We start from the raw sequence: 24,883 nt of genomic DNA on the forward strand, positions 1-24,883 counted from the left end.
GCCTTATGGCACTGTCCCTGCCGGCCATCATGAAGACGACGGCGGCGCGGCTTTCGGCGCTTTATCTCCTGCTTTTCGCGCTTTGCGCCGTGCTGCTCGTCTTCTACATGACCTCGCTGTCGGCGCGCATGCTGACCGCGCAGACGCAAGACACCATCAACGACGAGGTGCTCGGCCTTGCCAGGGCCTATCAGCGCGGTGGTCTGCCGGTGCTGGTGCGCGTGGTCGAGGCCCGCTCGCGCCAGCCCGGCGCCAACCTCTATCTGATCGCCGACACCAATGGCCAGATCCTGACCGGCAACGTGCAGAGCCTGGAGCCGGGCGTGATCGAGACCGAAGGCTGGACGAAGGAACCGTTCTCCTATCGGCGCTTCGGGGAGGGCGAGCTCGAACGGCAGCGCAACCCGGTCTCCGACCAGCAGTCAGGCGAGAATGAGTTGCAGGCGCAGGGCGAAAAGGGTCACAACGCCATTGCGCTGGTGCTGCGCCTGCCCAACCAGATGATCATGCTTGTCGGCCGCGACCTCGGCGAGCCGGAGCGGTTCCGGGCGGTCATTCGCCGCGCCCTGATGCTGGCGCTGGGCATGATGGGGCTTGGCGGACTGCTGATCTGGTTCTTTGTCGGCCGCGCGGCGCTGAAGCGCATCGACAGTGTGTCGGAGGCGAGCCGCCGCATCATGGGCGGCGATCTTTCCGGCCGGCTGCCGGTTACCGGGGCCGGCGACGAGTTCGACCGGCTCTCCGAAAACCTCAATTCCATGCTGGCCAGGATCGCCACGCTCAATGAGGGTCTGAAGCAGGTCTCCGACAACATCGCCCACGATCTGAAGACGCCGCTGACCCGGCTGCGCAACCGTGCCGAGGCGACGCTTTCCGGCAAGCACAGGACCACCGATTACCGGCAGGCGCTGGAAGGGACCATTATCGAGTCCGACCAGCTGATAAAGACCTTCAACGCTATCCTGATGATCTCCAGGCTGGAGGCAGGCTATTCCTCGGAAAGCACCAGCCGGGTCGACCTGGCGGCCGCCGTGCGCGACGTCGTCGAGCTCTACGAACCGGTGGCGGAAGAGGCCGGCGTGACGCTGGAGAGTTCGGTCGATGGCAGTTTTGCCGTCGACGGCAATCGCGAGCTGATCGGCCAGGCGTTATCGAACATCGTCGACAACGCGATCAAATATTCGACCGATTCGACCGGCAAGCCCGGCGTGCGCGTGACGCTGGCACGGGTTGCCAGCGAAATCAGGCTTACTGTCTCCGACAATGGCCAGGGCATTCCCGACGACGCCGATCGCGCACGGGTGACCGAGCGTTTCGTGCGGTTGGAAAAAAGCCGCTCGCAGCCCGGGTCTGGTCTTGGCCTCAGCCTCGCCAAGGCGATCATGACGTTCCACAACGGACGGCTTGATCTTCTGCCGGCAAATCCCGGATTGTCGGTTGTCATGAGTTTTCCCGGACGGGAGGAGCACTGATGGCGGCGAGGGCGGTTGCGAAACGGGGCGGGGCCAACTGGCTTTTGCAGCCGGCGGCCAGGCTTGTTCCGCTGGATCCAGGCCGCGCCAGGCGGGAGTTGTCGGAGATCGCTTCAGCCGCCCAGGAGGAGGGGTTTGCCCGGCTGGCGAAATTCCTTGCCGGAACGGGCGCTGTCCAGGATTTCCTTGCTGCGGTGTTCGACCTGTCGCCGTTCCTGCGCGATGCGGTGCGCCGCCGTCCTGAGGTTCTCGATACGCTTTTCGAGGATACGGTCGAGGCCCGGCTCGCATCGATCGGCGCCGCGATCGACAAGGCCGCGCGTGCGCAAGCTGTCTCCGAAAGCAGCCTGATGATGCAGCTGCGGCAATGGAAGACGGAAGCGCATGTCCTGATCGCGCTCGCCGATCTTGCAGGCGAAGCCGAGACCGCTGTCACAGTGCGGCGTCTCAGCGACCTCGCCGACGCCTGCACCCGTGCCGCCGTCGACTTCCTGCTTCGCGATGCGCATGGGCAAGGCAAGCTCAAGCTGGCCGATCCGGAAGATCCTTCGCGGCAATCGGGCTGGATCCTGCTCGGCATGGGCAAGCTCGGCGCGCATGAATTGAACTTCTCGTCCGACATCGATCTCGTCGTCTTCTTCGATCCGGAAGCGCCTGCAATCATCGATCCGCTCGACGCGACGGAGCTGTTTTCGCGCCTGACCCGCCGGCTGGTCCGCATCCTGCAGGACCGCACCGAGCACGGCTATGTCTTCCGCACCGATCTCAGGCTGCGCCCCGACCCCGGTTCGACACCGCTGGCGATCCCGGTCGAGGCGGCACTGCGCTACTACGAGGCGCGTGGCCAGAACTGGGAGCGCGCCGCCATGATCAAGGCGCGCCCGGTGGCCGGCGATATCGCGGCTGGCGACGCGTTCCTCGGGGAATTGCAGCCCTATGTCTGGCGCAAATACATGGACTATGCGGCGATCGCCGACGTCCATTCGATCAAGCGGCAGATCCATGCCCATAAGGGCCACGGCGAGATCGCGGTCAAAGGCCACAACGTCAAGCTCGGCCGCGGCGGCATTCGCGAGATCGAGTTCTTCGTCCAGACCCAGCAGCTCATCGCCGGCGGCCGCTTTCCCGATCTGCGCGGTCGCGAGACCGTGCCGATGCTCGGCCAGCTTGCGGCGCGCGGCTGGATCACCGCCGACGCCCGCGACACGCTCGCCAGCCAATATTGGTTCCTGCGCCGCGTCGAGCACGCCATCCAGATGGTCGCCGACGAGCAGACCCACACGCTGCCGGAAGACGACGAGGGGCTGGATCGCATTGCCCGCATGCTGGGTTTCGCCGATGCGGCAGGTTTTGCCGTGGCGTTCCGCGCCGCGCTGCACCAGGTCGAACGCCACTACGCCGCGCTTTTCGAAACCGCGCCCGAGCTTTCGGCAGGCGTCGGCAATCTGGTCTTTACCGGCGATGTTGACGATCCCGACACGCTGCAGACCTTGAGCGGCCTCGGCTTCCAGCGGCCGAGCGATATTTGCCGCGTCATTCGCGGCTGGCATTTCGGCCGCTACCGCGTCACCCAGTCGGCCGAGGCGCGCGAGCGGCTGACCGAATTGACGCCGGCGCTGCTCAAGGCATTCGGCCAGACACGCCGGGCCGACGAGGCAGTCATTCGCTTCGACGAGTTTCTCGCCGGCCTGCCTGCCGGCATCCAGCTCTTCTCGCTGCTCCAATCCAATCCCGCCCTGCTGAAATTGATGGCGACGATCATGGGCGCGGCGCCCCGGCTGGCCGCGATCATCACCCGCCGGCCGCATGTCTTCGACGGCCTGCTCGATCCGGCGCTGCTGACCGAATTGCCCGACCGCGCCTATCTGTCGGCGCGTCTCGCTGCCTTCATAGAAGGCGACCGGGCCTATGAGGACGTGCTCGACCGCTTGCGCATCTTTGCCTCGGAACAGAAATTCCTGATCGGGGTGCGGCTGCTGGCCGGTTCGATCGACCCGGCCCGCGCTGGCCGCGCCTTTTCCGATCTCGCCGATCTCACCATCGATGCGGCCTTGCAGGCGGTAATCGCCGAGTTCGCACAGCGCCACGGCCGCATCGCCGGTGGCACCGTTGCGCTGCTCGGCATGGGCAAGCTTGGCAGCCGCGAATTGACGGCCGGCTCCGATGTCGACCTCATCCTGCTCTACGATCACGATGCTGACGCCGAAGAGTCCGACGGCGACAAGCCGCTGGCGCCTTCCCACTACTACTCCAGGATAACGCAGCGGCTGATATCGGCCGTGTCGGCGCCGACAGCCGAGGGCGTTCTTTACGAGCTCGACCTTCGCCTGCGCCCGTCAGGCAACAAGGGGCCGGTGGCCACCCATGTCGATGCCTTCAAGAAGTATCAGCGCCAGGACGCCTGGACCTGGGAGCATATGGCGCTGGCCAGGGCCCGCGCCATCGGCGGCGATCAGGCGCTCTGCGCCGAGGTCGAGACGGACGTGACGGCGGTGCTGGCCCTGCCGCGCGATGCCGCCAAGGTGAGGGCCGAAGCGTCCGAGATGCGCGCGATGATCGAAAAGGAGAAGCCGCCGCGCGATCTCTGGGACATCAAGCTGGTCCCGGGCGGCCTTATCGATCTCGAATTCATCGCCCAGGTGGCCGTGATCACAGGGCAGGTCGAAGCCGGCCGCAGGGCCACCGGGACAGCCGAAATCCTGTCTCGCCTGGCGCCGGATTTCGCCGAGACCCAGGTCAGGCAGGAACTCTGCGATGCCTATGCGCTCTACCTTGCGCTGACCCAGATGATCAGGCTCTGCCTCACCGGCGTGTTCGAACGCGATGACGTGCCGCCGGGGCTTTCGGATCTGCTGCTGGCGGTCACCGACCTGCCGGATTTCGGTGTGCTGGAAGCACACCTCAAAGAGACGTCGCAAAAGGTCAGAAAGGATTTCGACCTTTTGCTTCGTGCCAAACGACCGTGACGGCAAAGGCCTGAAGGTTGTTCGGCCAGGGCATCGGACCCAAAAGTGGTAGCCGGTTTTGGGAAAATCCGATGTCCAAACAAAGAGATAGAGTGGCGGGATTGAAAATCCGCCGCTCTAGCATCGGGGGTGACGATGCAACAGGAGAAGACCATGAGAAAGTCAACCAAACTTGCCCTTGCCTTCGTAGCGTTGGCCGGCGCCGTCGGCACCACGGCCTATGCCGAAAACAATGCCGGTGCCAAAATGCGCGAGGGCATGATGCTGCGCCTCGACAAGGCGATGAAGGCTTCAGACGGCACCATCACCTTCGACCAGTTTTCCGATGCCATGAACGCACGACTGAAGAAGATGGTCGCCGACAACGGCGGCAAGCTGACCGTCGCCCAGCTCGCAGATGCACTTGAGAAGGCGCGTTTCGAGCGGATGGCCAAGCGTATCATCGCCCGCTACGACACCAGGGGTGACGGCACGCTGACGACCGATGACATCACCGGCCGCGAGAAGAAGGTCTTTGCCATGTTCGACCGTAACAATGACGGCAAGATCGAGAAGAGCGAGTTGCCGAAGGGCGGTCATCGCAAATGGGGTGGTGGCAACGACAGCATGCAGTAAAATGTAGTCGCATGGGCTCCGGCGACGCGCGCCGCCGGAGACACGGGTTCATCTCATGCGGCAGCCTTGACCGCCTGCGTCGCCTTCTTGACGGGAATGCGCACCGATACGATCGTGCCGACACCCTCGGTGGAGCGGATTTTCAAGGCGCCGCCCTGAAGCTCGGCCAGCGAGCGCGAGATGGCAAGGCCAAGACCGGAGCCGGTATGGCTCTTGGAAAACTGGTTCTGCACCTGTTCGAACGGCCGCCCGAGTTTGCTCAGGGCCTCTTTCGGGATGCCGCAGCCATTGTCTTCGATCGTCAGCACCAGGGCGCCCGACATATTGCGGGCTCTCACCGCGATGCGGCCGCCCTGGCCGGTGAACTTCACCGCATTCGACAAGAGGTTGATGACGATCTGCTTGATCGCCCGGCGATCGGCGAAGAGCGTTAGCGAATCGGGGATGCGTGTTTCGACGGAAATCGACTTTTCCGCCGCCTGCAGCGAGACGACGCGTACGGTCTCCCGGATCAGCGGGCAGAGGTCGATTTCCTCCCGGTCCATCGAGAACTGGCCAGCCTCGATCTTCGACATGTCGAGTATGTCGTTGATGACGCCCAACAGATACTTGCCGCTGCCGTTGATGTCGGTGGCATATTCCTCGTAGCGCGACGAACCGAGCGGCCCGAACAGGCCCTGCTCCATCAGCTCGGAAAAGCCGATGATGGCGTTGAGCGGCGTGCGCAATTCGTGTGACATGTTGGCCAGGAATTCGGATTTGGCCCGGTTCGCCGCCTCGGCGCGCTCGGTTTCCTTCATGTATTTGCGATTGAGCTCGACCAGTTCGCGCGACCGTTCTTCCTCGGCCCGGCGGGCGAGGCTGAGATCGTGGATGGTCGCCATCAGCCGGCGCTCGCTGTCGACCAGCTTCTCCTGATGCAGCTTGATCTGGGTGATGTCGGAACCGACCGAGACGATACCGCCGTCCCTGGTCCTGAGTTCGTTGACCTGCAGCCAGCGGCCGTCGGCGAGTTGCCGCTCGAAGGTCGCGCCGCCTTGCGCCCCGCTGGTGTTGGCAAGCCGCCGTTCCGAGGCGTAGGCCAGCATGCGGTTTTCCAGCACGGCGCGCGAGGCGCCCGGCATCACGTCGCGATCCGACAGGCCGTTGTCCTGCTGGTATTTGGAATTGCACATGATCAGCCGCTGGGCCGAATCCCAGAGCACGAAGGATTCGTTGATATTCTCGATGGCGGTCCGAAGGCGCAGGTCGGCGGCCTCCGAGCGCAGCGCCAGATGCCGCTGCTCGGTGACGTCGACGGCGATGCCGATCAGCTGGATCTCCGGCGCCTCCGGATCGATGACCTGCGCCCTTGCGCGCATCCACACCCACTGTCCGTCTGCATGGCGCATACGGAACACCTGGTCGATATGATCGATCTCGCGCCCGACGATGCGGTTGGCGAGCTCGAACAGGTCGCCATCCTCGGGGTGGATAATCTCGTCGACCTCGCCGAACGACAGCATTGTGTCGCAGGGCTCGTAGCCCAGCATGTCGTACATCGAGCGCGACCAGTACATCTTGCCGCGCACCATGTCCCAGTCCCACAGGCCGCAGCGGCCGCGCACCAGCGCCATGTCGATGCGCTGATGCGCTTCGAGATAGATGCGGTCGGCGGCTTGCGCCCGCGCCGCCTGGCCGAAATAGGCATAGAGGATGATGATCAGCACGCCGGCGGTGAGCACGAACAGCGTCACGTTGAGCGAGACGGTCTTGCGCCATGTGTCGAAGACCGCCTCCTGTGGCACCAGCACGGCCGCGGCATTCTTCCTGTTGGCTGCCAGGCTCACCGCCGCGAACCAGTCCTGTCCGCCGATGCCGACCTCCATCACGCCTGCGCGGTCGCCGAACATGAACAGCGGCTGGCCGCCCAGCACCAGGCTGTCGAGCGAGCGCCCCTGCCAGCCCGTCGTGAGCGGCGACACGGCGATGATCTTGAAGGCGCCGTCGGTGATCGCAAGCACGTGGCTCCGGCCCATGGCGCCCTGCCGGCTGGTGTTCTCCAGCAGATCCTGGGCGGCTCCTGATGCGGCATTGGGGTCGGCCGAGATTGCGCTGGCCATCTGGCCAGCCGCGAGCGCCAGCACCGCCCTGGCGTCGCGCTCGACTTCGTCGCGTTCGTTCATCAGCGACAGGAAGCGCAGCGCCGCGATGACGATCAGGAAAATGATGATGAGGGCCGGTATCGATCGGCGCAGAAACGGCTCGGCCGCCAGCAGCCGACGGTAGGCGGGTTCGGCGATGAGCCGCGCATTGCCGGCGAGACCGTTGCGTCTCGCCTCACGCCGCTCAAAAGCCGTCCCTCCGGGCGCGCCCCACGCGTCCGCCTTCGCCATAAATGGCACTCCCCGATTTTGCCTATGCCGCTTGACGATCCGGCTACGCCGCACTTCCGAATCGTCAGTAAAGAATCAAAGGTGATTCGCCTTGTCCAGAGGCGCGGCGAAAAAAGATTAAAAATCGACTAAAATAATGGACTTTCCCGCCCAACGCTGGCGGCAACCTTCCAAGGTGTGTTGAGATTCAGGTCAGGCCGCGCCGAGAATGGTGGCTTTCGAAAACCGGCCTATGCCGGCCGTAGCCTTCATAGGACGGAGGCGCCTATGAGGGCTTCGGCCGGCGAAGGCCGGAGCGGAGCGTACTTAAAGTACGTGAGCACCGGAAGCGCAGGAAGCCGCCGTTCGCAGGCCGGCATCACCTGAATCTCAACACACCTTACGCCAGCGTCCGCTCGACGATGTCTCGCAGATCGGCCGACAGGTTCTCGGCATTGGCGATCGAAAGCAGCGCCTCCCTTGCCTTGGTCTGGCGGCCAGGTTCGAGCGAGCGCCATGATCTGAGTGCCGTCGCCAGTCTGGCAGCCACTTGCGGGTTGCGCTTTTCGACCTGCAGGACCGTCTCGGCGAAAAACCGGTAGCCTTCGCCGTCGGCTCTATGGAAGCCGGTCTGGTTGGCGCTGGAAAACGTGCCGATGAGCGAACGCACCCGGTTCGGATTGGCTATCGAGAAAGCCGGATGGCTGGTCAGCGCGCGCACCGCCTCGACGGTTCGCGGACCCGGCACGCTGGCCTGGATCTGGAACCATTTGTCCATCACCAACGCATCGCTCGCGTATTTCGCTTCGAAATCGGCCAGCGCCTTGACCGCCTCGGGCGAACCGCTGTGGCGCAGCGCAAGCACGGTCAGCGCGGCGGCGCGGTCCGTCATGTTGGTCGCCGACTGGAAATGCCGGGCCGCAAGCGCAGCACCCCCCGGCAGCAGCGAGAGATAGTCGAGCAGGATGTTGCACAGTGCTCGCCGTCCGGCGCTCGCCGCATCCGGACTGAACGCATCCTTGTCGGCCAGGCGGTCGTAGAGGCCGGCAAACATTTCCCGGTTGGCCGTGGCGATCGCGATAGCCAGTGCCTGGCGGCCCTCGAAGATGGCGTCGGGGTCGATGTTCTTGCCAAGGTCGCGAGCAATGTCGGCCTCGCCGGGCAGCGCCAGCGCCAGCGCACGGTAGGCTGGCTCCAGCGTCTCGTCGCCGGCGATCTTGCCCGCAAGCCCGGTCAGCCGCGCGGTGAAAGCCGGCTGCTCGCCGCCAAGGATTTGCCGGAAGGCTGCAATCAGTGCGTCGGTCAAAAGCGTGTTGAACGCCTGCCAGCGCGAAAAAGCGTCGCTGTCGTGGCCGGCCAGGAAGAACTGGTCGTCGGCCTTCTGTTCGACCGAAAGCGTCACTGGCGCCGAGAAGCCGCGGTTGAGCGACAGCGCCGGGCGTTCGGCAACGCCGGAAAAGCGCACCATATGCCGGCGCTTGCGGATATGGATGACGCCGTCCTCGACACTGGCGCCTTCGACATCGCGCCAGGCAACCGGCTTGCCGTCGGCGCCAACGAGTCCGAAGGCGAGCGGAATATGCATCAGCCGCTTGCGGCTCTCCGACGGTGTCGGCGGCACCGACTGCTCGATCTCGAGCGTGAATTCGCCCGATGCCGGATTGTGCGCCGAACTGATGGTCAGGTTGGGCGTGCCCGCCTGATGGTACCAGAGCGAAAACTGCGACAGGTCGCGGCCGGAGACGTCCTCGAACACCTTGATGAAGTCCTCGATCGTCGCCGCCTGGCCGTCATGGCGCTCGAAATAGAGGTCCATGCCAGCTCGGAACGTCTCGGCGCCGACGATGGTGCGGATCATGCGTACCACTTCCGAACCCTTTTCGTAGACGGTCGCCGTATAGAAATTATTGATCTCGCGGTAGCGGCGCGGCCGCACCGGATGCGCGAGTGGTCCCTGGTCTTCGGGAAACTGATGCGCGCGCAGCGTGCGCACCTCGGCGATGCGCTTCACCGCCCGCGAGCGCTGGTCGGCGGAGAATTCATGGTCGCGGAAAACCGTCAGCCCTTCCTTCAGACAGAGCTGGAACCAGTCACGGCAAGTGATTCTGTTGCCTGTCCAATTGTGGAAATACTCATGCGCGATGATCGCCTCGATATTGGCGAAATCGGCGTCCGTCGCGGTTTCCTGGTCGGCCAGCACATATTTGTCGTTGAAGATGTTGAGGCCCTTGTTTTCCATCGCGCCCATGTTGAAGTCGGACACGGCGACGATGTTGAAGACGTCGAGGTCGTATTCGCGGCCGAATGCCTCCTCGTCCCATCGCATCGACCTCTTCAGGGCATCCATGGCGTAACCGGCAAGCTGCTCCTTGCCTGGCTCGACATAAATGCCGAGCTCGACCTTGCGGCCGGACATGGTGGTGAAACTGTCGGCGAGTTTGCCGAGAGCGCCCGCCACCAGCGCAAAGAGGTAGGACGGCTTGGGGAAGGGGTCGTGCCAGACCGCATAGTGCCAGCCCTCGGCAAGATTGCCGCTGCCCGCCGGATTGCCGTTGGACAGAAGCAGCGGCGCTTCATTGTGCCGCGCCTCGATGCGCACCGTGTAGATGGACAGGATATCGGGTCGGTCGAGGAAATAGGTGATGCGGCGGAAACCCTCGGCCTCGCATTGCGTGCAATAGACGTTGCTGGAGCGATAGAGCCCCATCAGCGCCTCGTTGCGCGCCGGCGCCAGCTCGGTTTCGAGCAACAGTTGGAAGCGCGCCGTCGCCGGCGGCTTGACGATCGTCAAAAGATCCGGCGTCGCTTGGAAATCCGCCGGCGCGAGTTCGCGGCCATCGATGGCGATGCGCAGGAGCGTCAGCCCGTCGCCGTCCAGCACCAATGGCGCTGACACCGCTGCACCGTCGCGGCGTTCGATCGTCAGCACGGCGGTGACGCGCGTGGCTTCAGGCGAAAGGCGGAAAGTCAGGCTGGTTTCCGGGATGAGATAGTCGTTGGGGCGATAGTCTTCGAGCTTGAAGACCTGGCCGGTATCGGTGCGCATTCCCTGGTGTTTCCTGTTCATTCCCGCAGCGGCGGATGGGTCCGCTGGTCCAAGAAATTTGAAGTCGGCGCTCTTTACACGAAATGGCCCCTCGACAAAACTGCGGCAGTGTCTATTTCGGGCACTCATTTCCCAATCATCTATATCGCGAGGCATTCATGACTGTCGTCACACCGAAGTTCGGCATGGGCGCCACTTTGCTGCGTCGCCGGGGTGCCGTTTTGATCCGGGAAGCAGAAGCGAAGTGACACCCAGGCCGGGTGTAGAAGTCACACGCTCCGATGATCATCCCGGCGGGCACTCCACGCTCACCGGCATCATGCTCAAGATCGTGTCGGTGGCTGTCTTCGTCGGCATGTCGTCCTGCATCAAGGCAGCGGGGGAGCTGCCGGTCGGGCAGATCGCCTTCTTCCGCTCCTTCTTCGCCATCTTTCCGATCATCGCCTTCCTCGCCTTCAAAGGCAAACTCGGCACCGCCTTTTCGACAAAGCGTCCGCTCAACCATATTGCGCGCGGCGTCGTCGGCGTCTGTGCCATGGGGCTCGGCTTTTTCGCGCTGACGCGGCTGCCGCTGTCGGAGGCAATCACGCTGAACTACGCACAGCCGCTGCTGGTCGTGGTGTTCAGTTCGATCTTCCTCGGCGAAACCATCCGCGTTTACCGCTGGAGCGCGGTCGCCGTCGGCCTGGTTGGGGTGCTGATCATCTCATGGCCGGAACTGACGCTGCTGCGTTCCGGGGCCGCACTCGGCGATCAGGAAGTGCTTGGCGTCATCGCCGCCCTTGTTGCCGCGGCGATTTCGGCCAATGCCATCCTGCTGGTGCGCAACCTCGTACAGTCGGAAAGGACCGCGACCATCGTGCTGTGGTTCTCGACGACGGCAAGCGTCATGGCGCTGATGACGCTGCCCTTCGGCTGGCAGGCGCTGACGCCGATGCAGGCTGGCCTGTTAATTGCATCGGGCTTTTGTGGCGGGCTCGCCCAGATCCTGATGACGGCGGCCTACCGCCATGCCGAGGCCTCGGTCGTGGCGCCCTTCGAATACACGTCGATGATCCTGGGTGTCATCGTCGGCTATCTGGTCTTCGGTGACGTTCCGACCATTCATATGCTCGTCGGCGGCGTGATCGTCGTCGCCGCCGGTATCTTCATCATCTGGCGTGAGCGTCAGCTCGGGCTGGAGCGCACCCGAATGCGGAAAGCGGCTCCACCTCCGGGCTGATCAGGACGACTGCGCCCGCTCTTTCGCCAACCGCACCAGCACCGAACGTGTCTGCTCGTCGGCGGGGAAAAAGGATTCGATCGCCAGTTCCGACAGCGTCACGTCGAGCGGCGTGCCGAAGACGGTGATTGTGCTGATGAACGACAGCACGGCCTCGCCATGGGCAAGCCGCAGCGGGTGCACGATCGCGTTGGGCTCGACCGGCGCCGGCCGGCCGCTTTTCAGGCCGGAGGGGTAGGTCCGCAGCTCGCGCTCCAGCTCGACCAGCACCGGGTCGCCGCTGGCGTCGTTCTGGTGTTTCAGCCGGTCGAGCAGGTGCGCGCGCCATTCCGCCAGATTGACGATGCGCGGCGCCACCCCGCCCGGATGCAGGCTGAGCCGAAGCACATTGACCGGCGGCGTCAGCAGCGAAGCCTCGGTTACATCGGCAAGGAATGGGCCGATGGCGGCATTCGCCGAGACCAGGTTCCAGTGCCGGTCGACGGCAAGCGCCGGGAAAGGCTCGTGCCCCTTGAGCACGATCTCGACGGCTGCCATCGCCGGCGCCAGCGTGGCGTCGGTCAGCGGCCGCTCGCTGAAGCTTGGGGCAAAGCCCGCGGCCAGCAGCAGCTGGTTGCGCTGCCTGAGCGGGATCGACAGCTGTTCGGCCAGATGCAGCACCATGTCGCGCGACGGCGCCGCGCGGCCGCTTTCGACAAAACTCAGATGCCGCTGCGAGATCTCGGCCTCCATGGCGAGGTCAAGCTGGCTCATGCGCCGGCGCGTGCGCCATTCGCGGATGAGGCTGCCGACGGAAATCTGGGCGATTGTCATGAGCGCATGACTAGGGCGGTGGGAGAGGGATTTCAATTACCTAGGAGGTCATGAGCATTCGGGATCGTCGGAGATTGGCTAATCGCGCCTCATCCCAGCGCCCGCAATTTCGCCTTCACCTCGAGAAAATCCCGCCACGCCAGTTTCTTGTGCGCCGGGGTTCTCAGGAGATAGGCCGGGTGCAGGGTCGGCATGGCGGGAATAGCCGTCCCCGAAGCCGTCATGTGGACGCGCCAATTGCCGCGCAGCCGCAATATGCCTTCGGTCGTGTTGAGCAAGGTTTTCGCCGAAGGGCCGCCGAGATTGACCAGAACTTTCGGGTTGACCAGCTCGATCTGCCTCTCGATGAACGGCCGGCAGATCTCGGTCTCATGCGGCGTCGGCGTTCGGTTGCCCGGCGGTCGCCAGGGGATGACGTTGGCGATATAGGCCGAGGTCCGGTCGAGGCCGATCGCCGCCAGCATCCGGTCGAGCAGCCGGCCGGAGCGGCCGACGAACGGCAGCCCTTCTATGTCCTCGTCGCGACCGGGCGCTTCGCCCACCAGCATCACCGCGGCATTGGGATTGCCGTCGGCGAACACCATGTTCTTGGCGGTGAATTTGAGGTTGCAGCCGTCGAACGCCGCCATGTGCTGGCGAAGCTCGTCGAGGCTCGCCGCCGTCGCCGCCAGTTGCCGTGCAAGTGCGGCTTGCGCCTCGTCGGGCACCGTCGCAGTGGCCGACGGTGCGCGCGCTGGCGGCGCGTCCGGCAATCGGCTCATGTCGGGGCGCGACGGTTCTGGCGGCGGCGGCGCGCTTTCGCGGGCGGGCGCGGCTGCCACGGGCGCGCGCTCCGATGGCTTCTGGTCCGCCTCGGTGAACCGATTCACCGGCTCGTCCTCGAGCGCGTCGTCGACACCGGCGCTAACGTAGAAAGCCAGGAGGTCGGCGATATCGATTGGGTTGTTGGGGGAGGCGGCAGTCATGGCGCCACCATCGTCCGCGCGGCGCCAATTTGCAACATTGGCGATTGCCGCGGCTCCTGATGACGAAGTTCTTTAGCCCGTCGGTATACGCGGATCCTGCACCAGATAGAACGTCCAGCGCGGCGTGTAGTCGGTGATCAGGAATTCGAAGCGGCCTGTCTTCAGCGGGTCGATCTTGCCGTTCTTGAACAGCAATCTGTCATAAGGTTCGAAATCACGATCGAAATCGGCGAAGCTGCTCGACACAATATTGTCGGGCGTCTTGTTGCGCTGGTCGAATGAGAGGCCGTCGCCGAACACGCTCGGCTGGTCGAGGATCTCCTGCAGCTCGAACTGGAATTCGACCCAGGCCTGGCCGCTGTTGTTGAGCACGTCTATGCGCATATAGATCAGGCCATTGGCGAATTCGCCGGCGGTGCCGAACGGTTGGATGGGCTTCGTCGTGCGGATGGTCAGTGTCACCGGCGTCGCCGAATTCATCTCCTCCGTGATGACAATCGGGTCGTCCTTGGTTCCGACGCCGGAAGTCGCGGTGATGCGGAAGCCGCCAAGCTCATCGGAAAAGGAATAGGCGCCGGCCGCCCACACCTTTTGCTCGTCCGCATGTGCATTGGCCAGGGCTAGTGGGAGAGCCAAAAGGAGCGCCCGGCAAATCCGGCCGGGCGGGGAATGAAAGCGCGTCGATGAGAAGCCGAATGGCTCAGGATTGCGCATGGCGGCAAGTATTGCCGATAAGCAAGCCGTCGAACAATTGAAAAAAGTTGAGAAAGAAGGTTCTTCTCCGCCAGCCGCGACTTTTTGTCGAAATCGGCTTTGTCACGCCAGCGCCGGTTTCCCGTCGCTAATTGATGCGCTATGCAGCGACTAAGCCAGCAGAATGCGGGAAGCGCGGCAAGCCAGTGAGGGGTTGATGAGCGATATCGAACGCGAAAGCATGGAATTCGACGTGGTCATCGTTGGCGCCGGTCCGGCCGGTCTCGCCGCCGCGATCCGGCTCAAGCAGGTCAATCCGGAGCTTTCCGTCGTCGTCCTGGAAAAGGGCGGCGAAGTCGGCGCCCACATCCTGTCGGGCGCCGTCGTCGATCCCATCGGCATCGATCGCCTGTTGCCGGGCTGGCGCGAGGAAGAGGGCCATCCCTTCAAGACGCCGGTGACGGCGGATCATTTCCTGCTCCTCGGGCCTGCCGGTTCATTCCGCCTGCCCAACATCCTGATGCCGCCGCTGATGAACAACCACGGCAACTACATCGTCTCGCTCGGCAATGTCTGCCGCTGGCTGGCGACCAAGGCCGAGGCGCTGGGTGTCGAGATCTATCCGGGCTTTGCCGCCGCCGGCCTGCTCTACAATGACGAGGGCGCGGTCACCGGCGTCGTCACCGGCGACATGGGCGTCGAGAAGGATGGTACGCACGGTCCAGGCTTCGCCCCGGGTATGGCGCTGATGGGAAAATATGTGCTGATCGGCGAGGGTGCGCGCGGCTCGCTGGCCAAGCAATTGATCGCCAGATACAACCTTGCCGAGGGCCGCGAGCCTGGCAAATACGGCATCGGCCTCAAGGAACTGTGGCAGGTCAAGCCGGAGAACCACCGGCCGGGCCTGGTGCAGCATTCCTTCGGCTGGCCGCTCGACATGAAGACCGGCGGCGGCTCTTTCCTCTATCATCTGGAGGACAATCAGGTGGCGGTCGGTTTTGTCCTCCACCTCAATTACAAGAACCCCTATCTGTCGCCCTTCGAGGAATTCCAGCGCTTCAAGACCCATCCGGCGATCGCTAGCACCTTCGCGGGCGCCAAGCGGCTGGGCTACGGCGCCCGCGCCATCACCGAGGGTGGCTGGCAGTCGGTGCCGAAACTGTCCTTCCCTGGCGGTGCGCTGATGGGCTGTGCTGCCGGCTTCGTCAACGTGCCGCGCATCAAGGGCTCGCACAATGCCGTGCTGTCCGGAATGCTGGCGGCCGAGCATGTCAGTGACGCGATTGCCGCCGGCCGCGCCAATGACGAACTGGCATCTTACGAGGCCGCATGGCGGGCGACCGACATCGGCAAGGATCTGAAGAAGGTGCGCAACGTCAAGCCGCTGTGGTCGCGCTTCGGCACCATCGTCGGCGTCGGTATCGGTGGCCTCGACATGTGGCTGAACACGCTGTTCGGCTTCTCGCCCTTCGGCACGCTGAAGCACGGCAAGGCCGATTATGCAACGCTTGAGCCGGCCGCCAAGCATAAGAAGATCGCCTATCCCAAGCCCGACGGCGTGCTGACCTTCGACCGCCTGTCCTCGGTGTTCCTGTCCAACACCAATCACGAGGAAAACGAGCCGGTCCACCTGCTGGTCGCCGACATGGAACTGCAAAAGCGCTCCGAGCATGACGTCTTTGCCGGGCCTTCGACACGCTACTGCCCGGCCGGCGTCTACGAATGGGTCGACAAGGACGGCAACGCTGCCGCCGACCCCGCGGCCAAGGATGTACGCTTCGTCATCAACGCGCAGAACTGCGTCCACTGCAAGACCTGCGACATCAAGGATCCGAACCAGAACATCAACTGGGTGCCGCCACAGGGTGGGGAGGGCCCTGTCTATCAAGGCATGTAGTCGGCGCCGGAGCCGTTGAAACAGCGGCGTGCCTGTGTTTCCCTGACCTCTCGATGCGGAGAGATGACCATGCGCCTGGCGGTTCTGACGTGCCTTGCGGCGATCGGCGCCTTGTGCGGCTTCGCGCCGGCGGCCTCGGCCGGCACCAAACTGCTGGTCGAGACACGGACTTACGACATATCGGGAACCACGGGTGCGAGCCTGGTCGTGGCCATGGACCGCAAGGGGCCGAAGCATGGCTTGACAACGCACGCCATCGCGCTGACCGCCTACACCGTCGACTGGGATCTCGACGTCAGCAGGGAAGGCGGTGTCTGCCGTGTGCGGCAGGCCGATGGAACGCTCGATCTGACCTACACCTTCCCCCGGATGGTCTCGGCCGCCACGCCGGTGCTGCAGAAACGCTGGAAACGGTTTTTCGCCGGCGTGCTTGCCCATGAGCATACGCATGGCCGCATCGCGAGAAAGATGATGCAGGCCACCGAGAAGTCGATCACGGGCCTGGAACTCGCCGACAACTGGTTTTGCACCAGGACACGCCATGAGGCGAGACGCCGGATCAAGGCCATCTATGCCGAATACGAGGCGAAGCAGAACGCCTTCGACGCGCGCGAACATCGCGATGGCGGCCATGTCGAGCACCTGGTCGATGCTCTTATGCGCAGGCGTTAGCTGCGCGGCCTGACTGGCTGGCCGATCGCGGCGAGTGCCGTTTCATCCTCGTCACCCGGCTTCTTCTCTTGCGATCGCAGCGAGAATTCCACCATGACGGGAAGATGGTCCGAGCCGTTGTCCTCCAGCCTCGATGCCGAAAGGATCATCACCCCGCCCTTGCTGAACACCTGGTCGATCGGCAGCCCGGCGTAGCGCCGCAGGAAATCCGGCAGTTTCCGATAGATCCAGCTAGGTCCGGCCGACGGCATCACGGTCAGCTTGCCCAGCGAAGCGACGCGCCTGACGGCCGCGCTCCATGGTGCGGCGTTGCAGTCGCCCGCCATGATCGCGGTTTCGCCAAGCGAAGCCAGCGGCTCGGCCAATTCGCCGATCTGCCATGGTTGCTCACGCGGCCACGGCCAGCTGAGATGAATGGCGGCGACATCGACGCCGATGCCGCCGAAATCGACGGTGGCGATGGCCATGGCGCCGCGCCGCTCGCAAAAGGGTTTGGTGCCGGCGGCAAACGGCCGTCGGGAGAGCAGCGCCACACCGAACACGCCATTGGGGTAGGGGCACAGGATCCGGTAGGGATAGGCGCTGGTGATATAGCCAAGCTCGGTCGTCCACATCTCCGACACTTCGTCGAGAGTGATCACATCGGGATTGGTCCGGCCGATCAGCGACAGCACTTTCTTCGGCGTCGGATTGTCGAAGCGCAAATTCATCTGCAGCAGGCGGTAGACGGCCTGATCACCGGGATAGACCGCCTGGTCGCCAGGCTTGGCTTCGTAAGCTGCCTGGACCGGCCACAGGCGCGGCAAGGGCAACGACGTGGTGGCGTAGGCAGCCACGGCAAAGACCAGCGCTGCGGCCGCCTGCAGGCGAAACGAGGTGGCGAGCAGCGGCAACGCGCACAGCGCCATCAGCACGGCAAGATGGACGCGAAAATGCGCGAAGGAATCGAAAGCCGGATGCAGCGTTCCAAAAAATCCGGCCACCAACGCGGCCGAGAGGGCGAGCATTGCCAGGAATATCGTCGAAATTATCATGGTCCGACCGCGTGCCATCCGCTTGCTTATCGGTAGAAATGCGACCCAATCAAGATGACGAAATGTCCACTGCCTATTGGAACGCCGTCTCCGAAAAGCTTCTGAGCTTGCGTGAATGCAGCCGTTCCATCGGCATCTCCGCCAGCTTTTCCATCGCCCTGATGCCGATGGTCAGGTGCTGCGCCACTTGCCGCTTGTAGAATTCGGTCGCCATGCCGGGCAGCTTCAGTTCGCCATGCAGGGGCTTGTCGGAAACGCAAAGCAGCGTGCCGTAGGGCACCCGGAAGCGGAAGCCGTTGGCCGCGATCGTCGCCGATTCCATGTCAAGCGCGATTGCCCGCGACTGCGACAGCCGCTGCACCGGCCCGCGCTGGTCGCGCAGTTCCCAGTTGCGGTTGTCGATGGTGGCGACGGTGCCTGTGCGCATGATGCGCTTGAGATCGTAGCCGGAAAGCCCGGTGACCTCGGCGACCGCCTCCTGCAGCGCCACCTGGATTTCGGCCAGCGGCGGGATCGGCACCCACACCGGCAGATCGTCGTCGAGGACATGGTCTTCCCTGACATAGGCATGCGCCAGCACATAGTCACCCAGCGCCTGGGTGTTGCGCAGGCCGGCGCAATGGCCGAGCATCAGCCAGGCATGCGGCCTGAGCACGGCGACATGGTCGGTGATGGTCTTGGCGTTGGAGGGACCGACGCCGATATTGACCATGGTGATGCCGCCATGGTTCGGCTTCTTCAAATGATAGGCCGGCATCTGCGGCAGGCGCGGCGCCGCCACACCTTCGCTGGGCGCGCCTTGTCCGGCCTTGGTGACGACATTGCCCGGCTCGACGAATTCGACATATCCGTCGCCGCCCTTCGCCATCAGGTCGCGGGCGCGGGCGACGAATTCATCGATATAGAACTGGTAGTTGGTGAACAGCACGAAGTTCTGGAAGTGCTGCGGCGTGGTCGCGGTGTAGTGGGACAGCCGGTGCAGCGAATAGTCGATGCGTTGCGCTGTGAACGGCGCCAGCGGTCGTGTTTCACCGAACGCCACTTCGAACGTGCCGTTGGCGATCTGGTCGTCGGTGCCGTCGAGATCCGGCACGTCGAACAGGTCGCGGATCGGCCGTCTGATGCGCTCGGCCGCCGCCCCGTCGACATGAGTGCCTTCCAGGAAGGCGAAATGCAGCGGAATGGGCGTCGTCGATTCCGAAACGGTGACCGGAACGCCGTGATTGCGCATGATCAGGCGAAGCTGTTCGGTGAGATAGTTTTCGAAAAGCGCTGGCTGGGTGATGGTCGTCGAGAAATGCCCCGGCGTCGGCATGTGGCCGTAGGCCTGGCGCGAATCTATCTGGGTGAACGAACTGGTGGTGACGCCGATCTCTGGATAGAAGGCCCGGTAGCGCTTGTTGCTGTCGCCGCCCGCGGCGAGCGCCGTGAATGAATCGCGCAGGAATTTGGTGTTGCGGTCGTAAAGCACCTGCAAGGCGGCGACGGCCTTTTTGGCATCGTTGAAGCTCTGCCGGCCAAAAGGCTCCGGCATGACGACCGATTCGATGGCTTGGGGGTAGATTCGCTTTTCCATGACCCAATATAGAGGCTTGGCCATGCGGTTGGGAGGGGGGATGGGCGCGAAGGCGACCAAAGCGTCAATTTATTCCCCCAAGTTCAAGGTGTGTTGAGATTCAGGTCAGGCCGAGTCGAAAAGGGGGATTCCGAGAACCGGAGCGGAGCGTACTTAAGTACGTGAGCACCGGAAGCGCAGGAAGCCGCCATTTGCAGGCCGGCCTCACCTGAATATCAGCACGCCTTACCCGCGCCGCAGGCTGACCAGCAGCACAAAGCCGACGCCGTTCTTCTTCATTGCCGGCGCTTCGATCGTCGAGCCGGCATCGGCACGCATCGTCGGCACCGCCAGAACCGGCGCCGAAAGCACCGTCAGGATAAGCGCCGCCCGCGGCAGGAGCCGAAGGGTTTTCAGGGCGTTGGCGACGATGCGGTTCATGGCTTTTGCTTTTCTCTCTCGAAGTCTTTGTCGGTTCAGCGGCGAAAATGGTTCACGCAACCGAATTGGCAGGAATTGGCCTGGTCCCAGGAGCGGGCCGAACGGCCTGCCTCCGCGACGAGGATGGCGAACAACATGCCGAACAGGCTGAGCAGCAGGCAGACGATGGTGAAGCGGCGGGCGAGCATTTGCGTGGTGTCTCCTTCAACACGCACGAAAATGCCCTGATGTGACTGAACCGGCTCTGATGCCGGCGTTCATCCGCGGTTCAAATTGATTGACGCGGGACGCGCATCGGTTCGAGTTCCGATGCGTCGGGCGATGCAGATCGCCGATGAAGCGAAAACGGGGCCTGCAAAGGCCCCGTCGTCATGTCCTTCGATTGCGAACGATCAGAGTTTGTGCCAGGTCTGGCTCTTGCAAATCAGTCCGCCGAGCACGCAGCCGCTCATCTTGAGCGAGGTGCCGGAAAGCGAGCCCTTGCCAGCGTAGGTCTTGTCGGTTTCCGGGTCGGTTATGTTGCCCGCATATTTGTTGGCGCCGGACGCCTTGAGCGAACCGATGTTCTTGCCGGCAAATTTGCCTGACTTCAGCGTGATGGAGAATGCCCCGCCACCGCCGGAGATGGCTGCGGTCGCGCCGGACTGCGTTTTCCAGTTGCCTTCGATCGGATCAGCCCACGCCGCGCCGACCATGATTAATGTGGCCGCAAGGGCCAGGCTTGCTTTTCGAAACATATCTGTCCTCCCTTTGCGCACCCGGCCGGGTATTCCGCCCCGCCGGTCTGCCTCTTACGCAAACGTAAGCTAATCCACCTCCCGGCAAAACAAAAGCGGTGCCGCAGCGGAAGACTCGAGCTTTTTCTCGATGCACCGAACCGGCCTTGCCAGTGAAGATATGAAACGATCGGCATGTTGCCTTTGTCTCCCGTGGTTAGCGGAGTGTTGATCCGCGCCTCGCAAATTTTCGTCAAATTCGCCCGGAATCCCCGCGCTTGCTGGCTTTGTATCCTTAACGAATTTCCGCGTTTACCTCTTGTTTTAGCTTTGTTTTCCTCAAATTAAGCACGCCATTTAACGACGGATTCAAGGCTGCGCTTCATTCTCGAAAGCATCGAAAGAGCGGCCACCCCAAGGGTTATCGACAGAGATACCGAGGGACGAAAGCAGGCAGCTCTCGGGAGCCTGACAGGGGCCAGAACAGGGGATTGAAATGGCACGTTTTGAAATGCTTGAAGCCGGCTTCGGCGCCATGGGGGCAACTGCCCAGGCCGACATTCTTTTCGAACTGGGCATGATGTATGCGACCGGCCGCGATTGCGAGACCGACGTCGTTGCCGCCCACAAATGGTTCAACATCGCCGCCATCAAGGGCTCGGTCCGCGCCGCGGAACTGCGGTCGGAATTATCGGCGGCAATGTCGAAAGTCGAGATCGCCAGGGCCCTGCGTGAAGCCCGCGAATGGATGACGATGCACTGAGTTTCAGGCACCGAGAACGCGACAGGGATGCTCCAGGTCAAGGCCGCACAAGACGGCCGGACCGACAAGAGAAAGGCCGCACAAGACGGCTGGACAACGAAAGCAAGAACGCAGCGACCGAAAGCGGTCAAGCTGCGTTACAGACAGGGAAGGCGAGCGGGTTTTCGGGTGCTGGAGCGCTCGGCTCGATCGACGAAAGCCGCGACCGGCCGGGACAAGGCCGGCGCGGCTTTCGCGTTTCGGACCATGATGCCAAAAAAGTGGAGACCGGCTTTTGGAAACGATCATGGTCAACAGAAACATTGCAGGCCCAATCGAGTGCCGTCGATGCGCCTAGACAGGCCCAATGAACGATGAAATTCTCCCGCCACTCAGGAAGAGGCGCGGCCGGGACGGCCGCGCGAGAGTGGAGGAGTTGTATTACCATGAAAAAATTGAATATTTTGAGCGCGGCCATAGCCGGCCTGATGATGAGCGCGCCGGCCGCCTTCGCCGACGACATCACCTTTTCGGTGGTCGGACCGATGACCGGTCAGCTGGCCACCATCGGTGACCAGTTCAAGCAGGGCGCGCAAGCCGCCGCCGACGCGATCAACGCTGCCGGCGGCATCGATGGCCGCCAGATCAAGCTCGACATCGAGGATGACCAGTGCGATCCGAAACAGGCGGTTTCGGTCGCCAACCGCATCATCGCCGACGGCGTCAAGTTCATCGACGGCCATGCCTGCTCCGGTTCGAGCATCCCGGCCTCCGCGGTCTATGCCGAGGCCGGCGCGCTGATGATGAGCCCGGCTTCGTCAAACCCTGTGCTGACCGACGCGGCGGCAACGGCCGGCTGGCCGACGATCATGCGCCTCTATACGCGCGACGATGCCCAGGGCGCCTTCATCGGCCCGTGGATTGCCAAGAAATATGCCGGCAAGAACGTCGTCATCCTGCATGACAAAAGCGCCTACGGGCAGGGCGTGGCGGATGCCGTCAAGGCAACGATGAACGCCGGCGGCCTCAAGGAAGTCATGTATGAAGGCATCAACGCCGGCGAGAAGGATTATGCCGCCCTCGTCACCAAGCTGAAGGATCTGAAGGCGGATGTGGTCTATTTCGGCGGCTATCACCCCGAGGCCGGCCTCATCCTGCGCCAATCGGCGGAACAGAACCTGAAGTTCCAGCTGATCATGCCGGACTCGATCGCGTCGCCGGAGTTTTGGCAGGTTGCCGGTCCGGCCGGCGAAGGCACCATGTTTGTCTTCCCCTCGGACCCGCAGGCAAAACCTGAGGCCAAGGAGGCCATCGAGAAGATCAAGGCCGGCGGCTTCGTGCCGGAGGGCTTCACCTTGTTCTCCTACGCCGTGATCCAGGCCTTTGCCGAAGGCATCAAGCGCGCCGGCAGCGACGATCCCGCCAAGGTCGCAGAAGCGCTGAAGAATGGTCAGCCGATCAGCACCGTGGTCGGTTCGGTCACCTTCGACGAGAAGGGCGACTTGAAGAACGCCAGCTACGACATCAACCAGTGGCACGACGGCAAATATGCGCCGATCCAGCCGTAGTCGCTGGGGTTTGCGTGAAAATGGCCGGGCTTGCCCCGGCCATTTTCATCTCGGGCAGGCGAGGGCAGACGGCAGGCAGGTCAGTTCTCGGCAAAGCGCACCAGAATGGTCCCGTCGGTGACCTGCGCGCCCTCTGCAGCGATCTCGGCGATCACGCCGTCTTGGGGCGCCGAAATCATGTGCTCCATCTTCATCGCTTCCAGGATCAGCAGCGGCTGGCCCTTGACCACGGCGTCGCCGGTTGCCGCGCGCACCAGCTTAACCAGGCCGGGCATCGGCGCTCGCAGGCTGCCGGAAGCGGCTGCGGTCTCGTCGGCTCGTGCCAGCGGATCGGGTGCGACAAAACTGTAGCTGACGGCGCCGTCGAACACGGTGACGTGGCCGGGCCAGCGGGCGAGGCGAGGACCCTGTCGCGAAGCTTCTCCCTTCTCCCCGTCACTATACGCGGAGAAGGTGCCGCCAGCCGGATGAGGGGCAGCGCTGCCCGTTGAAAATTGGTCCAGAACAACATCGAACCGCCCGTCCGGCCGCACCGAGACACGCGCGAGAATATCATCGTCGCCATAGCGCAGCCGCGTGCGCCGCGCGATCGCATGGAAGTGCGCATAGCCGGCAATCGTCGACCATGGGTCGTCGGACGGTACCAGAGCCCCTGCGCCGGACGCCGCAAGAGCTGCCGCGGCAATGATCTCGCCGCTCGGCGGCGGAACCGCGGTCAACTTCTGCTGGTGTCGGCCGATCAGGCCGGTATCGACGTCGCCGGCGGCAAAATCCGCGTCAGCCGCAAGAGCCGCCAAAAAGGCGGTGTTGACGGTCGAGCCGGCGATCTCGGTTTGCGAAAGTGCGGCTCCCAGCGCCTCGAGCGCCGCTTGCCGGTCCTTGCCGTGGACGACCAGCTTGGCGATCATCGGATCGTAGAAGGGCGAAATGGCATCGCCAGCCCGCACGCCGGTCTCGATGCGCATGCTGGCGCCCTCGGGGGCGGCGACTGGAAATTTCAGATGATGCAGCGTGCCCGTCGCCGGCAAGAAGCCCTTTGCCGGGTCCTCGGCATAGAGGCGCGCCTCGAAGGCGTGGCCGCAGAGCTGGATATCGCTTTGTGTCTTCGGCAGCTTTTCGCCGGCCGCCACCTTGAGTTGCCACTCGACCAGATCGATGCCGGTGACCATTTCGGTGACGGGGTGCTCGACCTGCAGGCGGGTGTTCATTTCCATGAACCAGAAGCGGTCTGCCTTCAGCCCTTGCGAGGCATCGACGATGAACTCGATGGTGCCGGCGCCGCAATAATGGATCGCCTTGGCGGCCTTGACCGCCGCCTCGGTCATCGCCTTGCGCAACGCTGGTGTCATGCCGGGCGCAGGCGCTTCCTCGATCACTTTCTGGTGGCGGCGCTGCGCCGAGCAGTCGCGCTCGTAGAGATGCACAACATTGCCGAAGGTATCGCCGAAGACCTGCACCTCGATGTGGCGCGGCTTGTCGACATATTTTTCCACCAGAACGCGGTCGTCGCCGAAAGCGGCCTTTGCTTCGCGCCGCGCGCCCGATAGCGCTTCGGAAAAATCGTCGGGATGTTCGACCCGCCGCATGCCCTTGCCGCCGCCGCCGGCGCGCGCCTTGATCAGCACGGGATAGCCGATCTCGCGCGCCTTGGAGGCGAGCAGCACGATCTCCTGCGCTTCGCCATGGTAGCCCGGCACGACCGGCACGCCGGCCTTCTCCATCAGCCGTTTGGCGGCGTCCTTCAGCCCCATGGCGCGGATCGAGGCGGCAGACGGCCCGATGAAGATGAGCCCTGCCGCCGTCACCTGGTCGACGAAGTCAGGGTTCTCCGACAGGAAGCCGTAGCCGGGGTGGATGGCTTCGGCGCCCGTTGCTTTCGCTGCCGCGATGATCCTATCACCGCGCAGGTAGCTTTCGCCGACCGGCGAAGCGCCGATATGCACCGCCTCGTCGGCCATCTCGACATGCAGCGATTTCGCGTCGGCATCCGAATAGACGGCGACCGTGCGCACTCCCAGCTTGCGCGCTGTGCGGATGACGCGGCAAGCGATTTCGCCGCGATTGGCGATCAGTATCTTGGCGAACATGCGGCCTCCCGGATTTGCCGCGGGC

General features: G+C 63.6%; 21 protein-coding genes. 10 read left to right on the forward strand and 11 right to left on the reverse strand.

Going from position 1 to position 24,883, the window contains the following annotated elements; genetic code table 11:
• Positions 1-5 precede the first annotated feature (5 nt).
• The 3 genes from AC0L2H_RS15415 (at position 6) to AC0L2H_RS15425 (ending at position 5,053) form a co-directional block, all read left to right on the forward strand.
• Positions 6-1,472 carry a sensor histidine kinase gene (locus AC0L2H_RS15415; protein WP_473591014.1) on the forward strand — a complete coding sequence of 489 codons (1,467 nt, stop codon included), beginning with the start codon at positions 6-8 and terminating at the stop codon, positions 1,470-1,472.
• Positions 1,472-4,438, forward strand: coding sequence for a bifunctional [glutamine synthetase] adenylyltransferase/[glutamine synthetase]-adenylyl-L-tyrosine phosphorylase (locus AC0L2H_RS15420; RefSeq protein ID WP_473591015.1), 2,967 nt, complete (start codon positions 1,472-1,474; stop codon positions 4,436-4,438). Before AC0L2H_RS15415 ends, AC0L2H_RS15420 begins: the two co-directional genes overlap by 1 nt.
• 153 nt (positions 4,439-4,591) lie before the next feature.
• Positions 4,592-5,053: an EF-hand domain-containing protein gene (locus AC0L2H_RS15425; RefSeq protein ID WP_473591016.1), complete on the forward strand. Its 462-nt coding sequence runs from the start codon at positions 4,592-4,594 to the stop codon at positions 5,051-5,053.
• 53 nt (positions 5,054-5,106) lie between these two features.
• On the opposite strand, the gene AC0L2H_RS15430 is transcribed toward AC0L2H_RS15425, so the two are convergent.
• Both AC0L2H_RS15430 and pepN read right to left on the reverse strand, forming a co-directional pair.
• Positions 5,107-7,428 carry a PAS domain-containing sensor histidine kinase gene (locus AC0L2H_RS15430; protein ID WP_473591017.1) on the reverse strand — a complete coding sequence of 774 codons (2,322 nt, stop codon included), beginning with the start codon at positions 7,426-7,428 and terminating at the stop codon, positions 5,107-5,109.
• Positions 7,429-7,807: 379 nt separating this feature from the next.
• Positions 7,808-10,453, reverse strand: coding sequence for an aminopeptidase N (pepN, locus tag AC0L2H_RS15435; RefSeq protein ID WP_473591018.1), 2,646 nt, complete (start codon positions 10,451-10,453; stop codon positions 7,808-7,810).
• Positions 10,454-10,697: 244 nt separating this feature from the next.
• Here pepN and AC0L2H_RS15440 point away from each other — a divergent pair, with 244 nt between their 5' ends.
• A complete protein-coding gene (locus AC0L2H_RS15440; RefSeq protein WP_473591019.1) occupies positions 10,698-11,675 on the forward strand; it encodes a DMT family transporter in 978 nt (325 codons plus the stop codon).
• Here the strand turns inward: AC0L2H_RS15440 and AC0L2H_RS15445 are convergent, their stop codons facing one another.
• The 3 genes from AC0L2H_RS15445 to AC0L2H_RS15455 form a co-directional block, all read right to left on the reverse strand.
• Positions 11,676-12,488, reverse strand: a complete 813-nt coding sequence (locus tag AC0L2H_RS15445; protein ID WP_473591020.1) for a helix-turn-helix domain-containing protein — start codon at positions 12,486-12,488, stop codon at positions 11,676-11,678. It abuts the gene before it with no gap.
• Positions 12,489-12,577: 89 nt separating this feature from the next.
• Positions 12,578-13,453, reverse strand: a complete 876-nt coding sequence (locus AC0L2H_RS15450) for a uracil-DNA glycosylase (protein WP_473591021.1) — start codon at positions 13,451-13,453, stop codon at positions 12,578-12,580.
• Between the two features lie 72 nt (positions 13,454-13,525).
• Positions 13,526-14,167: a hypothetical protein gene (locus tag AC0L2H_RS15455; protein ID WP_473591022.1), complete on the reverse strand. Its 642-nt coding sequence runs from the start codon at positions 14,165-14,167 to the stop codon at positions 13,526-13,528.
• Between AC0L2H_RS15455 and AC0L2H_RS15460 the strand changes: the two genes are divergently transcribed.
• The 3 genes from AC0L2H_RS15460 to AC0L2H_RS15470 all read left to right on the forward strand — a co-directional run bounded on the left by AC0L2H_RS15460 (position 14,166) and on the right by AC0L2H_RS15470 (position 16,715).
• Positions 14,166-14,321, forward strand: coding sequence for a hypothetical protein (locus AC0L2H_RS15460; RefSeq protein WP_165779912.1), 156 nt, complete (start codon positions 14,166-14,168; stop codon positions 14,319-14,321). The genes AC0L2H_RS15455 and AC0L2H_RS15460 overlap by 2 nt on opposite strands.
• A gap of 42 nt (positions 14,322-14,363) precedes the next feature.
• Positions 14,364-16,043 carry an electron transfer flavoprotein-ubiquinone oxidoreductase gene (locus AC0L2H_RS15465; protein WP_473591023.1) on the forward strand — a complete coding sequence of 560 codons (1,680 nt, stop codon included), beginning with the start codon at positions 14,364-14,366 and terminating at the stop codon, positions 16,041-16,043.
• Positions 16,044-16,112: 69 nt separating this feature from the next.
• Positions 16,113-16,715 (forward strand): DUF922 domain-containing protein, encoded by a 603-nt coding sequence (locus AC0L2H_RS15470; protein ID WP_473591024.1) that lies wholly within the window; start codon positions 16,113-16,115, stop codon positions 16,713-16,715.
• On the opposite strand, the gene AC0L2H_RS15475 is transcribed toward AC0L2H_RS15470, so the two are convergent.
• From AC0L2H_RS15475 to AC0L2H_RS15495, 5 genes are all read right to left on the reverse strand, one after another.
• Positions 16,712-17,722: an endonuclease/exonuclease/phosphatase family protein gene (locus tag AC0L2H_RS15475; RefSeq protein ID WP_473591025.1), complete on the reverse strand. Its 1,011-nt coding sequence runs from the start codon at positions 17,720-17,722 to the stop codon at positions 16,712-16,714. The two genes, AC0L2H_RS15470 and AC0L2H_RS15475, sit on opposite strands and share 4 nt — an antisense overlap.
• 100 nt (positions 17,723-17,822) lie before the next feature.
• The gene (locus tag AC0L2H_RS15480; protein WP_473591026.1) at positions 17,823-19,283 is read right to left on the reverse strand and encodes an AMP nucleosidase; all 1,461 of its coding nucleotides are present in this window, start codon (positions 19,281-19,283) and stop codon (positions 17,823-17,825) included.
• Positions 19,284-19,550: 267 nt separating this feature from the next.
• Complete coding sequence (locus AC0L2H_RS15485; RefSeq protein ID WP_008874855.1) at positions 19,551-19,745, reverse strand: hypothetical protein; 195 nt, start codon at positions 19,743-19,745, stop codon at positions 19,551-19,553.
• 35 nt (positions 19,746-19,780) lie between these two features.
• Positions 19,781-19,960 carry a hypothetical protein gene (locus AC0L2H_RS15490; protein WP_473591065.1) on the reverse strand — a complete coding sequence of 60 codons (180 nt, stop codon included), beginning with the start codon at positions 19,958-19,960 and terminating at the stop codon, positions 19,781-19,783.
• 177 nt (positions 19,961-20,137) lie between these two features.
• Positions 20,138-20,482: a DUF2147 domain-containing protein gene (locus AC0L2H_RS15495; RefSeq protein WP_473591027.1), complete on the reverse strand. Its 345-nt coding sequence runs from the start codon at positions 20,480-20,482 to the stop codon at positions 20,138-20,140.
• 475 nt (positions 20,483-20,957) lie between these two features.
• On the opposite strand from AC0L2H_RS15495, the gene AC0L2H_RS15500 reads away from it, so the two are divergent.
• The 3 genes from AC0L2H_RS15500 to AC0L2H_RS15510 all read left to right on the forward strand — a co-directional run bounded on the left by AC0L2H_RS15500 (position 20,958) and on the right by AC0L2H_RS15510 (position 22,771).
• Positions 20,958-21,224 (forward strand): SEL1-like repeat protein, encoded by a 267-nt coding sequence (locus AC0L2H_RS15500; protein WP_006331108.1) that lies wholly within the window; start codon positions 20,958-20,960, stop codon positions 21,222-21,224.
• Complete coding sequence (locus tag AC0L2H_RS15505) at positions 21,206-21,574, forward strand: hypothetical protein (protein WP_473591028.1); 369 nt, start codon at positions 21,206-21,208, stop codon at positions 21,572-21,574. The genes AC0L2H_RS15500 and AC0L2H_RS15505 overlap by 19 nt, the downstream gene beginning before the upstream one ends.
• A gap of 75 nt (positions 21,575-21,649) precedes the next feature.
• Positions 21,650-22,771, forward strand: coding sequence for an ABC transporter substrate-binding protein (locus tag AC0L2H_RS15510; protein WP_473591029.1), 1,122 nt, complete (start codon positions 21,650-21,652; stop codon positions 22,769-22,771).
• Positions 22,772-22,851: 80 nt separating this feature from the next.
• Here the strand turns inward: AC0L2H_RS15510 and AC0L2H_RS15515 are convergent, their stop codons facing one another.
• Positions 22,852-24,858, reverse strand: coding sequence for an acetyl/propionyl/methylcrotonyl-CoA carboxylase subunit alpha (locus AC0L2H_RS15515; RefSeq protein WP_473591030.1), 2,007 nt, complete (start codon positions 24,856-24,858; stop codon positions 22,852-22,854).
• Between the last annotated feature and the right edge of the window lie 25 nt (positions 24,859-24,883).

The sequence above is a fragment of the Mesorhizobium sp. WSM4871 genome (genome assembly GCF_055811295.1).